We start from the raw sequence: 1,205 nt of genomic DNA, 5'->3' as shown, positions 1-1,205 counted from the left end.
CCGCCCTTGGCCTTGAGTTCGTCCTCGACAAGGAAGGGCACTACCTCGGTGAGGCCGACGCCGGCTTCCTCGGTATTGGTGAAGCCGGTGACCCGCTTGCCTGCGACCAGCGGCTGGCCATCGGCAGCTTTCACGTGGCGCAGCACGCCCGGTGCGTGACAGACCAGGGCGACTGGCTTGCCGGCCTCAACGAACGATTCGATCAGCGCGATGGAGGCGGCGTCTTCGGCCAAGTCCCACAGCGGCCCGTGGCCACCGGGATAGAACACGGTGTCGAAATCCGCCTGGGAGATGCTGTCCAGGCGCACGGTGTTAGCCAGCTGTGCATTGGCATCGGCATCGGCTTCGAAGCGATGGGTGGCTTGGGTCTGAAAGGACGGCTCGTTGCTTTTGGGATCCAACGGCGGCTGGCCGCCCTTGGGCGAGGCCAGCACGATCTGGGCGCCGGCGTCCTTGAAGGTGTAATAGGGCGCGGCCAGCTCTTCGAGCCAGAAGCCGGTCTTGCGGCCGGTATTGCCGAGTTGGTCGTGTGAGGTCAGAACGATGAGGACTTTCATGGTGGTGCTCCTGTGGTGGAATGATGGAAGTAGACCGGTCGTCTATAAGTTATGGAAATAAAAAAGCACCCGGGTGAGGTGCCGGCCATAGACCCCGTGCTAGCGGGAGAGGTGAAGCATCTGTCGGGTGGTGCCCAGCGCATTGTCGAACGGCTGCAGCGTGCGCACGATCTTGACCATGACACTCGCGCCCAGCCAGAGCTCATAGAGGCTCTGGGCCACGGCGGATGGCGTATCGTCGATGGCGAGCGAACCCTCTTCTACGCCGGCACCGATGGCTGTTGCCAGGCGCGTAACGATGGCGGCCGTGCCGCGATTGAGCGAAGCCCGCATGGTCTCGGAGAGGTCGGCCACTTCGGCACCAAGCTTTACCGCGAGGCATTTGCCCTGGCATTCCTCGAAGGACTGATTGTCTCGCCAGGCCAGAAAGTACTTGCCTAGCTGCTCGGCCTTGGTCTGGCCCGCAGTGCGGAAGGTGCGATCCATGTCGGCCAGGTAGTCTTCGAAGTAATCCTCAAGCAGTGCCTCGCCAAAGGCTTCCTTCGATCCAAAGTAGTGATAGAACGACCCCTTGGGTACGCCAGCGGACGTCAGTACTTCGTTCAAACCGACCGCCGAAAAGCCCTTGCCGCCCATGATCCGTTGGCC

At 62.2% G+C, this 1,205-nt stretch carries 2 protein-coding genes; both read right to left on the bottom strand.

Annotated elements, in window-relative coordinates:
- Positions 1 to 557, bottom strand: a 557-nt coding sequence (locus BMZ17_RS20765) for a type 1 glutamine amidotransferase domain-containing protein (protein WP_093144474.1), incomplete at its 3' end; no start/stop codon positions are given.
- A 99-nt stretch (positions 558 to 656) separates the two neighbouring features.
- On the bottom strand, positions 657 to 1,205 hold a 549-nt coding region (locus tag BMZ17_RS20760; protein WP_139203051.1), incomplete at its 5' end, for a TetR/AcrR family transcriptional regulator.

The organism is Pseudoxanthomonas sp. GM95, from assembly GCF_900109775.1.
Lineage (GTDB): Bacteria > Pseudomonadota > Gammaproteobacteria > Xanthomonadales > Xanthomonadaceae > Pseudoxanthomonas_A.
Note: the sequence above shows the minus strand (reverse complement) of the source record. Positions and strands in the feature narration are given on the sequence as shown.